Below are 11,561 nucleotides of genomic sequence, written 5' to 3'. Positions count from 1 at the left end.
CCCATATTAGTACTGGGTTAAAACAGTCCCCGCATGAATTGTTCATGTTGGGGACTTTTTACTTGTTAGTTTTGTTGTTTCAATTTAAAAATAAAAAATAATATCAATTAGAGATAACAAGGCATTTAAAGTAAATTCCTGTATAAATTTCATATCTAACTTCAAGGGAAATTACTATGGTAAATTATCGAAGAGATTATACCTTGGGCACACTCTATTTTCTCACATTTAACAAAGATTAAATTTCTTTAATTGACAAATAGAATTGAAGAATATCGAAACAGTAGTTTATATTGAGCGTTTCTTGATTATACATAAGGATATCAATCTATTGATTTTTCCGAGGGAACTATTTTATATGGTTTTTTCATTCTATATCACTTATACTCTTTTATAGAGGGGATATAAGAGTGAATATTATGAGCATCTTGATTAAATTCGAAAGCTTGGCTAAACAAGCAATCTTTTCCAGTAACAAAGATATCATTCTTCAATCGATTGGCCTGCTTGATACGATTAAGGCTAAAAATAATCAAAAAATAAGGATGACTTTATCTAATAGTTGTGAACAATTTGCTGATATGTCTAGGGTAGTTAGATAGTAAAGGGATTTATCATTAAGAAATTAGCTTTAGTTGGTTCAGGTATTAAATCTATATCTCATTTCACATTTGAATTTAATACTTACACTACCAGTGCAGATAAGGTTTTGTATTTAGTTAACGAGCCTATTACTAAACAATGGATAGAACGTTATTCAAAATTGTCAGAATCTCTTGACCCGATATATTTTGCTGAAAATGATCGACAGATCTCTTATGATAAAATAAGGGATAAAATTCTTACTGAGCTGGAAGCACATGATTTTATTACGGTGGTACTTTATGGACACCCTACAGTTTTCGCAGATCCAGGCTTACAATCTATAATTGTAGCTCAAAAAAAATCGATTGAAACAATTGTCTTACCTGGTATTTCTGTTGAAAATTGCCTCTATGCAGATCTTAACATTGATCCCGGACAATTCGGATGTTTCCACGTAGAGGCAACAGAATTATTGTTGTATGATAAAATTATCGATCCTACAGTACATCTTTGTATTTGGCAGCCAGGTATGATTGGCAATCGCTCTGTACCTAAACCAAACCAAAAAAGTAATCATTTAAAATTACTAAGAATCAAATTAAAAAAATATTACCCAGACAACCATATATCTATTCTTTATGAGGCGTCAATGTACCCTGGTGTTGAACCAATAATACATAAATTCCCATTATATGATATTGAAGATCAAAACATTGGAACACTTTCAACATTATATATCCCCCCTCTTCCTCAAAGGAAACCTAATTTAGATATTCTGAAACAAATAACTTCATAGAATAACCTACTAATTATTTAAGGAAAAATATGTTATCTGTACTGTCTTATCGATTAAGTTTACTGCCGAAATTATCAAAAACTTGCTATTTACTTCTTCTTTTTTCGTTTTTGGAATGTGTAGCAGGAGGGATTGCGTACTATCTATCATTATATTTAGGAACATCAACACCATTAACAAAATTACAAATCGGTCAGGTTGGGTCAATCGTTGGATTTGGAGCATTAGCAGGTGCGTTATGTTCTACTTACATAACAGATAAACTCAATAATAAAAATATTATAATTGGCAGTTTTCTCTTTCTAGGTTTAGGCTTTTTTTGTTTACCTCAAAGCATGAGTTTCCTGCTTATATCAGGTTGTGTTTTCATAATTGGTTTTGCAACAAGTATTTTTCTTACCACGAACAATACCCTCTTATTACAAAACGCTCCTCAAGATCAAAATAGCCTTCGATTTATACAAAGTATGAAAATAGTCAGTGAAAACCTTGGTAATAGCTGTTCTATACTATTAATTATGTTTTTTGCAGCGCAATACTACGGTCAGATTTTTGAAGTAATTGGTCTATTTTTTTTCCTTTTTGCACTGAATACCATGAAATATCTAAATGTAAAGCAAAACTCATTAGAAGACTCCTCTTATGAAGAAAAAGAAACAAATCAACAAGGGAATAATAAACGACTTTACGTATCTATCAGTGCTGTATTTATAGTTGGAATTATCTATGCCCAGCAACGAATTGCATACCCACTTTTTTTAAATGAAACTTTTTCAAGTTTTACTATCACCGCAATCCTTTTCTGGTTAGATCCTATCATTGTTTCTTTATTTCAGGTCAAAATAACAAAAATGGTATCCCCATTGAAAATACCTCATCAATTAGCAATGGGAGGATTATTATTAGGTACAGGCTTATTTGCATTATTGATAGTTAATAGTATTGGAGGTGCAATCATGGCTTGTTTGACGTTTATTTTAGGAGAAATGTTATTTATGCCTACTTCCTTTGTACGATGCTATGAGTCAGCTGGAAATAAGCGTAAAGGCATGGTTGCTGGTGCATGGAGAAGTGCTTATTCCTCTGGTCTGATTGTTGGCCCTGTTTTATCAGGGTTCCTCATGGAGTATTATAGTTATAATGCCTGTTGGATATTAGCCGGAATACTTGGTTTTTTCCTATTTATTTTATTTTTAGCGTCAAAAAATAATTAAATACTATTTGAAAAAATTGAAATGCATCCTTTAAAAAAGGATGCATTAATAGGGAACCTCTTTTCACCTCTGAAGCGCTCATCCTGATAAGGAATAATTTCAGGTGATTTGATAACGCTATTTTCTTCAGTAGCTGGATGATAAAAATTAAACTTGGTTATTTTAGAAACTTCTTCAAGGATAGTATTTTTACATTCCCGAATCGGCAAAGTGAAATCCTTTTGATATTTATGAACAACATCAATTAAAGCGATAAGATCTGAAAGGGTGGTCGATGCATTCCTTGCTTTGGGTGAATAACTACATAGAGAGGGATATTGAAGAGAATAATAAACAGGTTTAGGATCCTGGTAATTATAATATGCAGGTATTGCTATAATGGGCAAATATTCTAACTTATAACATTCTGAATAAACTTCTTGAATAATAGATAATGGGAGTAATTCATCATCCATTGCAGGCGCAAAACCAAGTTTTGCGCCTAGCAGTATCTCAAAAAGATGTCGTGCTGTTTCATAGATTAATAAATTAGATTTTAAATTATTCCTTTTATTGGTAACTCTATAAACGTGATTATAATAATCGCTATTTACTGCATATTCAGATCGATGGTTTGAAATCCTGTAAAAATAATCTCTAACTTCCTGCCATGCGGAGTCCTTACTAATTTTTTCAATCCAATTTTCAGAAAAATATAATACAGACGCTCTCCAACCGTTATTATCAGCGTTACTTTTAACTATATCTTGAAATATATCAGCATGCTCATGATAAGAGCGAGGAGCCGACTTTGTAATATTATGATTCTTTTGTATTCGCGAATGCATAACTCCACACCCAATTTTGGGAATCATAAAATTTGATTTTGAACCGGCTGTAACAAAAAGAACCCCATTTGGTAAATGGGTTGCTGTATAACCATAATTAATAATATGTCCTATACTAAAAAATGTACCTGGAGGATCAATGTATATAGGAAATGTCCGGTTAATTTGCTCATCTGAGGTATTTAAAAACCATTCAAATGATTTATTAAAAAAAACTCCTAATGGACTATTAGTCAAACCATAAGCCAAATCATTTAACATCGATGGGGGAGTATATTCTGAATCAAGACGAACATATGGACCTGTTTTAGTTGGCAAAAATATCCCATCATCATCGCCAACCAAATCTCCATAACCATAATCTACGAGATACATTGCAAATTTATTATCTGGGGAAAGTTTATCAACTAGCTCAAAAAAAACCGGATTAATGGTTTTCATGATGTTTCTGATATCAGTCCAAAAAACTTTTTTTGTTGCTAACATTTTAGTACAAGAAATTAATTAGTGTGCCCCAATTCTAATCAAAAAAATAACTTTACTCTACTATTAGTTCAGACAAATTGTCAGTATAAGTTCATGAAGTTAAATGATTAAATCCCATCTTCAAATCGAAGTTTTTATAACAGCATTTTGAATCAAGGTTTGTTAGTAAATCTCATTACAAGGAAATGTAAATATGTTTAAATCGGTCCAACAACGTACAATACAGAATGGTCAAGTTATTCCATTCTATCATTCCACTAATGAACTGGCACACATCCAAAATATTCTACAGTCTCAAACCCCATTGGTATCTATCAAAGAGGTTAATAAATTCCGTCAATTGATAGCAAGAGCATCGGTAGGGGAGTATTTTTTAATACAATCGGGTGACTGTGCCGAAAGTTTTTATGAGTGTGACAAAGAAACAACCCATGCGAAATTAGATTTTATTCATCAGTTAGCCACATTTTTTCATCAGAAAACTGGCTGTAGAGTGATCCAGGTTGGTCGGATTGCAGGGCAATATGCGAAGCCTAGAAGCAATCAGTATGAAATTTACCAGAATAAAAGAATCTATTCATATTTTGGTGATATGATTAATCAGTCTCAAGAAACGCAACGACGTCCTGACCCTTGGAGGATGTTGTTGAGCTATAATTGTTCAGCATCTATTTATCGCAAGATTAATCAATGGAATCGAGGAATAAATCCAGAACAAAAAATATATACAAGTCATGAAGCATTTTTACTTTATTACGAACAATCATTAACTCGGAGGGATGAACGAACAGGATTATATTACAACCTTTCAACACATTTCCCATGGCTTGGTAAATGGACAGTGAGCAGCTTACAGCATATTAACTATTTGAAAAAAATTGCAAATCCGATTGCCATGAAAATAGGCCCGGATACCCCTATCAAGAGTCTTGTAAAGACCATCAATGAATTAGATCCAAGTTATATTCCTGGACGTATCACCCTTATTCCTAAATTAGGAGCGCAAAATGTCTATCACATTTTACCGCAGTTAATTGATGCAGTGAAAAGAACAGATCGCACTGTTTTATGGAGTTGTGATCCCATGCATGGAAATACTGAAACTCTAAGTTCGGGAATAAAGATTAGAAAGCTAAGTAACATTGTTGACGAAATCAAAAATTCATTTTTTATTCATAGAAAGATGGGTAGCCAACTTAATGCTATCCATCTTGAAGCAACACATCAGAATGTCACTGAGTGCATGGATTATAAATCATCTTGTTGTGAATCAATAAGCGCCCTTAAGAAAAACTACAAAAGTCTATTAGACCCTCGGTTAAATTATGCACAAACGATGCATGTCATTCAGTGTGTTGCAAAACATTACGCTAAATCTTAATAAAAGGACTGGACATGGACGAACTGAAAAAAACTGAGCTGATTTGGCTTTAACCAACACATCCAGAAAAATAATTTTAAACACTGTTAATTGAATTAAGGAGTAATTATGAACAGTTTGAAAAATGAATATTATTTAAGAACCCAAAAAGAAAAAGATTTCCAAAATTACAATGGAAAAGAATTAAAGAAAATACATCTGTTTATGAATGAAATTTATCATCAAATATTATTTGGTGATAAACCAATAGATAATAAAATATTTCATGAGTTTAAAAAATATGAATCTTCATGGATGGCAAATGAAAAGAACTATTTTTTAACAAAATATGATTGCAACGTCATTGTAAAAGATGAATCTCTTGTTAGTGATATATTGCAAAAACATGAGGTATTTAATCATCCTATCTTTGATTATTTAATGCACGATGCCTGCCTTGAGGAACTCAAAAAATTCGCCTATAGCGAATCAATTATGAATTTGGAATTCTTTGACTATTTAGCATTAGCTGTGATAGGGGTTTCTGATCAAGCAAAGGTAGAAATTATGACAAACCTTTGGGATGAGGCAGGCCAAGGACGAGTTGAAAAGTTTCATACCGTATTGTTTCAAAATTTTTTAAACGATTTGGGTATAACCTATGATCGAAAACAAATTTTAGAGAGCCTGTCCTGGGAAGGAGTGGCTGGAATTAATTTATTCAATTATTTTTCTATCTATTCCTTTAATAAAACCAAGTACTTTGGCATGCTTGCGGCAACAGAGATGCTTGACCCTCCTCATTATAACAAATTAATAAAAGGTATTAAGAGAATATTTAGCACGCATCATATCAATCATGCGTATTACACCGAACATGAGTTAGTGGATGTTGAGCATGCAAGTGGATGGATTAATCATGTAGTCATACCAGAGCTGTTACTCAAGCCCTATAAAACGCAAGATTTTTGGTTGGGTTTTTATATGAGATTGGACTCGACCAAAAAATATTATGATCAATTATTAAATAGTTTAATCATGAAAAAAGTGGCGTGAGGTGAATGATGAGTTACATGCTTGTTTCAAATGAAAAAATGATTGCAGAAGAATGGAAAAAATATGCAGAATACACCGTGCGGCCTTTACCTAGTACCTGTAGCTATTATAAAAATTTAATTCAATCTAACCCGAATAATGAATCCTGTTTAATTTATGGTGGAACACCAGAAATCAGATCTATATTTCAGGAGTTAAATTTAAAGGTCACCATAACGGATCAATCCGAGTTAATTGTTCGAGCCATGGGCTACCTAACAAACGCAGCGGTACCTATTGCTGCAAATGAGGAACTCGTTGTAACCAACTGGCTTAATTTAGAGGGTGTTGCTAATAATTCATGTGACCTCCTCATTGGTGATGATGCGATTAATATGGTGGAGTGGACTCAATTTGAGTTGTTCTTATCTAATGCTAATCGTGTTCTTAAATCCAATGGTTTATTCATTTGTCATTTATTAGTGAAACCAGAAGAATGCTTCATAACGAATAAAATAGGTGTTGTTAGAGGTGAATATGAAGACGGAATGATTAGGACTAAGTATGACCTGGCTAGTAGATTGAATTTTATCTGCTATGACAATAAATCCTATGTTATGGGGTGGCAAAATACTATTGAACAGCTAGGAATAAATCAACTGGATCAGTTTAAGCCAAGCTTTGACTTTGTGGGTACGTTTGGACGATGTAATAGCAAGTTTTGTTGCCCTCCCCAAGATAGATTTGAACGTTTGCTCGATAACTATTTCCACATTGAGGAACTATTTTATCCGCATGAGCATGAGTATTGTAAGTTCGAACCAGTTTATGTATTGCGAAAAAAATAATATAGGGAAATTTTAAATGAGTACTAATTTAATTAGCTACACGGAACAACCAGAATTCATTGAATTAATAGTGCAAGAATATAAAAATTTTGATCTGACAAAAAAAACAATTCTTTTTATAGAACCTTATGGTGCTGTTATTTCATTGTTAAAGAGAGGACTTGAAAAAAAGTACAATATTATTGTTTTAACAGCACATTGTGATTTTAGAGTGGTTCCTGATGAGCTTTTAAATCAAGTCACAATGGGTATCAACATAGATACTGCAAATAATAATAGTGTCTTGGAGCTTGCTGGCAAGTTACAACAGTATATGTCTATAGATGCTGTCATTCCTGGTTTTGAATATTTTGTTCCTATTGCTTCAAGGGTAAGTACGTTATTGAAAGTACCTGGGATTGATTGTAAACGAGTATTAAATCTTAGAAGAAAAGACCTCATGCGTACCGCTTTAAATAAAGCGGGTTTGAATATTCCACGGTATTATTTAATAACATGTCCTGAAGATATTAATAAGGCAATAGGTTATATTGGATTTCCGGCTATATGTAAGCCGATTGATGCAGCTGGAAGCGTTCATGTTAAGAAAGTTGAAAATATAAAAGAATTGCTCCAGGCTGCTAACAGAATATTAAAGGGCAATGATGTCCTATGGGGACATAAATTATCCAATTCTTTACTATTGGAAGAATATATTGATGGTAAAGAATATAGCTTGGAAGGAGTAGTTCAAGATGCTGCTGTCATACATTTTAGTATTACAGAAAAATTTGTTTCAGATCAATCTGAGTTTATCGAAATAGGCCATATTGTAAATGTCCCTATGGAACCGGCGTTACATACAAAAATTCAAAACTATATTGCCCAGGTTATAAAAATTCTTGGTGCTGATAATTGTCCATTCCATGCTGAAGTTAGATTACGAAATGATGGCGAACCAGTACTAATGGAAATCGCAGCCAGATTAGCAGGTGATAAGATTGGCGATTTGCTTTGTTTGTCTAGGGATATTAATTATTTTGACTATGTTTATGCTGTGTATCTTGGTATAAAACTGCCATTAGTAGAAATGAAAAATAATTATGCTGGTATTCGTTTTTTTTATCGTCCGCACGTTGATATGTTTACAACAGTGACAGGTATGGATGCAGCGAAGTTACATTCTATTGAAGATATTGCTATTTACTATAAAGCTAATGTGGCTATTCCAGAGTTTCCTAAACCATTACGTCGCCTGGGGCATGTAATAGCTAAGAGTGATGATTACAATAAATTGTCTAAAATGCTTAATGATATTGATTCAGACATTAATTTTAACTGATAAAAATAAGGGCGAATCTGATGTCTAAATCCAATATTATTATTGTTCATGGCGCCTATGGTCATCCAGTTGAAAATTGGTTCAATTGGATGAGAATCGAATTAGAGAAACTAGGTATTGAATGTTTAGTTCCACAGTTGCCTACACCAAATGGTCAAGAATTGAAAAACTGGCTTCAGTTATTTAGTTCCACAATATCACCAATAATTAATCATGATACGATTTTAATTGGCCATAGCTTAGGAGCTGCATTCTTATTGAGGTGGCTTGAACAAGCTAATCAGACTGTATCTACTACCATTTTAGTAGGTTCATTTATAGGAAATGTCGGAATACAGAAATTTGATAAAATTAATAAGAGTTTTTTTACAAATCCGTTTGATTGGCACTCGATAATTAATAAATCCAAACAATTTTTTTGCTACCATGGGAGTAACGATCCTTATGTATCAAGAAGTAGCTTTGATTTTATCGCAAAAAATCTACACGCTAGAAAAATTATAATTTCTAATGGTGGACATTTAAACGAGGCTGCTGGTTATACGTCTTTCCCTCAGTTACTTATTCAATTAAAATCATTACTAGGTATAGATTATGGCAAATTTATTTAGTTTTTTGTTTCTTGGAACTTTAGGGTGGGGAATTTCATTATATTTGATGAAAATATTACTTGTTTCTTTAACCCCAACTGAAGTTGTTTTATATAGAATGGCAATTGGTGCCGCTTCCCTCTTTATCTTGGGTAAAATACTTAAATTAAAAACTAATAACATTCGTGGGTTAATTCTAGATGGAATAATAGTTGGAACATTTAACATGACGCTTCCATTTTATTTGACAACATTTGCAGTAAGAAATGTATCTAGTTCATTAGCATCTGTTATTAATGGGCTTACACCGCTATGCACATTAATATTGGGTGTTGTGTTTTTTTCTTCGAAACAAAAAATAAGCATATTAAACATGTTGAGCATATTACTCGGTTTTATTGGAATAATTATTATTAACTCAGATATTGATACTCATAAGTGGTCATTTGTTGAGCTTATTGCTTTATTAGTAACAACTATTTCATACGGAATTACAACTAATTATTTTAAATATTACGCCCGTACTAAAGACCCAATACTTGTATCAGCAGTATCGGCTTTTGTTTCTGCAATTACAATGCTTGTTTTCAAATGTGCAGCTGAACCTTCAACAAGTCATTGGGGAATGCCACAAGACATGCATCAAATAATCGCTTTGTTATGGCTAGGAGTAATTGGATCAGGGTTATGTTTGTATCTCTACTGCTTGTTAATCCAAAATGCAGGTGCAGTTTTTGCGTCAATGATTACATATCTTATGACAATAACAGGAGTTATTATGGGTGTAGTATTTTTGCATGAAACAATTTCTCCTCAGGTTATGATTGGTTGTATATCCATTTTTTTCTCTTTGATTTTAGTTAATCACGCGTCTCTTTTTGAAAAGCTATTTGTTCTATATCAAGACAAATTAAGATATAAAGATATGTGGAATAAAGATATGTGGAATAAAGATATTTAAATAGCACGGTTACTAATCTTAAAATAGAGGCCTAATGATTAACAACCTCGGATTGGTCTTACTCAAGTATTCATCGATATATGAAACAAGGATTAATTGATGAAGAATGGGGATGTGGAGAAAGCCCCGTATTACACGTTCACTAATACGAGATACGCCTGCTAGTCAAATAATTCTTGTTAAAAAGTAGAACTTGAGAAACCTTGATTTAAATTCAGTAGGAAGTAAATAATGCCGCAATTAACCCTTACTATTTCACATAATATAAACACTTCTATAATCAACTTCAAAAACCTGTTCAAGCAGATTCATGAGACTCTTCAAGGTGTACCCAATATGGATGTCAATACAGCCCATAGCGGGGTAATTCAGGAGTTATTTTCTTACATTGGTTTTGACAACCCTAAAGCAACTAAAGTTTATCTTCAGCTTTACTGGATGGAAAATGAAGAGCGAGCTGCGATGAAATCAGCGTTAGGACGTGCATTACTTGATATTCTTGAAAAGAGTATTGTTCCAGAGGTAGAAGGTCAAGGGCTAATATGTATACCCAGAGTTAGAATTGCCAATCTTGGAAATCTAAATCAAGGCTATTTTATTAGTAGGGTTTAACATTAAAGTAACTCCTTATAGCATATTTTCTATATTACGTCTTAATCAAGACTATAAGCATTTCTTAACCGATATCAAAACGCGTTTGCAAACTGCTCAGATTCGTTCGGTACTCGCTGCAAGTAGTGAGTTGATTAAATTCTATTGGGAGCTTGGTACTGATTTAATCGAGAAACAAAAAACGCAGAAATGGGGAGCACATTTTTTAGAGCAATTCTCACATGACATGCGGCAAGCCTTCCCTGAAATGCAAGGTTTTTCTGTTACTAACCTTAAAAGAATGCGCTTATTTGCTCAAGCTTATCCTGATTTTGAAATTAGGGCACAAGCTGTGCCCCAATTACCATGGGGGCACATTGTGCGCCTAATGCAGATGATTAAAGATGATTCTCAACGTGAATGGTACGCTGCCCAAACCATCAAAAATGGTTGGTCACGCGCTGTTCTTGAAATGCAAATCGAAAGTCATCTATATGAGCGCCAAGCAATTCCTAGCAAAAAAACTTCTAATTACCACGAACACTTACCTGCTCTGCAATCTGACCTGGCTAATGAAATATTAAAAGATCCATTCAATTTTGACTTCCTATCGATTCAAGGCAAAGCACATGAAAGGGCAGTGGAAGATGCTTTGGTGACCCATATACGTGATTTTCTTATCGAGCTCGGTCAGGGTTTCGCCTTTGTTGGCTCTCAAGTCCCTTTAACCTTTGATAACCAAGAGTTTTTTGTTGATCTACTATTTTACCATCTCGAATTACAAGCCTTTGTTGTCATCGAATTGTTATGTGGCGCACCACATAACTGTCGGCGCAACATATGAATTAAAAAATACGAAATTTAAGCCGGAGCATACCGGACAATTGGGTTTTTACCTTGCAGCCGTTGATGATCAATTACGAAAGCTTGGTAATAACCAAACTATT

General features: G+C 33.4%; 11 protein-coding genes. 10 read left to right on the top strand and 1 reads right to left on the bottom strand.

Going from position 1 to position 11,561, the window contains the following annotated elements:
• Positions 1 to 598: 598 nt before the first annotated feature.
• Positions 599 to 1,381: an SAM-dependent methyltransferase gene (locus tag Lgra_RS04640; protein WP_338011215.1), complete on the top strand. Its 783-nt coding sequence runs from the start codon at positions 599 to 601 to the stop codon at positions 1,379 to 1,381.
• 29 nt (positions 1,382 to 1,410) lie between these two features.
• Positions 1,411 to 2,595, top strand: coding sequence for an MFS transporter (locus tag Lgra_RS04635; protein WP_058498122.1), 1,185 nt, complete (start codon positions 1,411 to 1,413; stop codon positions 2,593 to 2,595).
• On the opposite strand, the gene Lgra_RS04630 is transcribed toward Lgra_RS04635, so the two are convergent.
• Positions 2,592 to 3,863 (bottom strand): hypothetical protein, encoded by a 1,272-nt coding sequence (locus Lgra_RS04630; protein ID WP_058498125.1) that lies wholly within the window; start codon positions 3,861 to 3,863, stop codon positions 2,592 to 2,594. The genes Lgra_RS04635 and Lgra_RS04630 overlap by 4 nt on opposite strands.
• Positions 3,864 to 4,101: 238 nt before the next feature.
• Between Lgra_RS04630 and Lgra_RS04625 the strand changes: the two genes are divergently transcribed.
• From Lgra_RS04625 to Lgra_RS18230, 8 genes are all read left to right on the top strand, one after another.
• Positions 4,102 to 5,289 carry a 3-deoxy-7-phosphoheptulonate synthase gene (locus Lgra_RS04625; RefSeq protein WP_058498121.1) on the top strand — a complete coding sequence of 396 codons (1,188 nt, stop codon included), beginning with the start codon at positions 4,102 to 4,104 and terminating at the stop codon, positions 5,287 to 5,289.
• A gap of 108 nt (positions 5,290 to 5,397) precedes the next feature.
• Positions 5,398 to 6,324 carry an iron-containing redox enzyme family protein gene (locus Lgra_RS04620; protein WP_058498120.1) on the top strand — a complete coding sequence of 309 codons (927 nt, stop codon included), beginning with the start codon at positions 5,398 to 5,400 and terminating at the stop codon, positions 6,322 to 6,324.
• Between the two features lie 17 nt (positions 6,325 to 6,341).
• The gene (locus Lgra_RS04615; RefSeq protein WP_238584359.1) at positions 6,342 to 7,151 is read left to right on the top strand and encodes a class I SAM-dependent methyltransferase; all 810 of its coding nucleotides are present in this window, start codon (positions 6,342 to 6,344) and stop codon (positions 7,149 to 7,151) included.
• Positions 7,152 to 7,167: 16 nt separating this feature from the next.
• The gene (locus Lgra_RS04610; protein WP_058498118.1) at positions 7,168 to 8,472 is read left to right on the top strand and encodes an ATP-grasp domain-containing protein; all 1,305 of its coding nucleotides are present in this window, start codon (positions 7,168 to 7,170) and stop codon (positions 8,470 to 8,472) included.
• A 20-nt stretch (positions 8,473 to 8,492) separates the two neighbouring features.
• Positions 8,493 to 9,083 carry an RBBP9/YdeN family alpha/beta hydrolase gene (locus tag Lgra_RS04605; protein WP_058498117.1) on the top strand — a complete coding sequence of 197 codons (591 nt, stop codon included), beginning with the start codon at positions 8,493 to 8,495 and terminating at the stop codon, positions 9,081 to 9,083.
• Entirely contained in the window at positions 9,067 to 10,023 is a 957-nt protein-coding gene (locus Lgra_RS04600; protein WP_083502852.1) for a DMT family transporter, read from the top strand. Before Lgra_RS04605 ends, Lgra_RS04600 begins: the two co-directional genes overlap by 17 nt.
• A 231-nt stretch (positions 10,024 to 10,254) precedes the next feature.
• Positions 10,255 to 10,635, top strand: a complete 381-nt coding sequence (locus tag Lgra_RS04595; protein WP_058498116.1) for a hypothetical protein — start codon at positions 10,255 to 10,257, stop codon at positions 10,633 to 10,635.
• A gap of 85 nt (positions 10,636 to 10,720) precedes the next feature.
• A complete protein-coding gene (locus Lgra_RS18230; protein WP_058498115.1) occupies positions 10,721 to 11,458 on the top strand; it encodes a PDDEXK nuclease domain-containing protein in 738 nt (245 codons plus the stop codon).
• Positions 11,459 to 11,561 lie beyond the last annotated feature (103 nt).

Source organism: Legionella gratiana, from assembly GCF_001467695.1.
Taxonomy (GTDB): domain Bacteria; phylum Pseudomonadota; class Gammaproteobacteria; order Legionellales; family Legionellaceae; genus Legionella; species Legionella gratiana.
The sequence above is the reverse complement of the archived record's forward strand: the minus strand, read 5'-3'. Positions and strand labels throughout refer to the sequence as shown.